We start from the raw sequence: 721 nt of genomic DNA, 5'->3' as shown, positions 1-721 counted from the left end.
CCATGGCAGCCTGCGCCTCCGCCGCCGCAAGCGCCGCTTCGCGGGCCGCGTCATCGGCAGTGTATTCGCTCGGTGGCGCCGCGGCCTGCGCCGGGGAGACGGGAGCCGGCTTGCCGGCGGCAGGCAGCGCATGGCCGGGCTGGGCCACCAGGCGCAGCGGCGCCACGCCAAGCACGGCCACCGCGGTCAGGATCAGGGCCGCGCCCAGGCGCGGAAAAGCGGACGTGGTCTGCAGCATCAGCAATCTCCGTTTCAGGCTCAGGAAGGTCGGCGAAGCGCTGGCCAGGCCGGCGCTGGGCCGCGGTGCCACGCCCAGCTGCACCAGCAGCCGCGCGTAGTCGTGACGGCAATGGCGGTGGCCGGCGACCACGGCCGCATCGCAGGCCGCCTCGCGGGCCAGGGCGTACTCGCGGTTGGCCAGGTGCACCAGCGGATGGAAGAAGAACAGGTGCTGCGCCACCGCCGGCAGTAGCCCCCACCACAGGTCGCGGCGCTGCAGGTGCACCAGTTCGTGGGTCAGCGCCATGTCCAGATCGTCGGCGCGCAGGCTGTCCATACGCCGCGCCGGCAGCAGCAGCACCGGCTGCCACGGCCCGATCAGTTGCGGCGAATCGGTGCGCGCACACAGCCGCAGCTGCGGCGGCTGGCGCAGGCCGTGGGCCTCGGCCGCCAGGCGCAGCGCACCGAGCAGGGCGGTGTCGGTGCACGGCGCCGCCTCGCG

The 721-nt window shown here is 74.6% G+C and carries 1 protein-coding gene; it reads right to left on the bottom strand.

Annotated elements, in window-relative coordinates; all coding sequences use genetic code 11:
* Positions 1 to 721: M56 family metallopeptidase (locus tag D180_RS10985; protein ID WP_017912833.1), on the bottom strand; the 721-nt coding region annotated here is incomplete at both ends.

Origin of the sequence: Xanthomonas sp. SHU 166 (genome assembly GCF_000364685.1) — a bacterium.
Classification (GTDB): domain Bacteria; phylum Pseudomonadota; class Gammaproteobacteria; order Xanthomonadales; family Xanthomonadaceae; genus Xanthomonas_A; species Xanthomonas_A sontii.
Note: the sequence above shows the minus strand (reverse complement) of the source record. Positions and strands in the feature narration are given on the sequence as shown.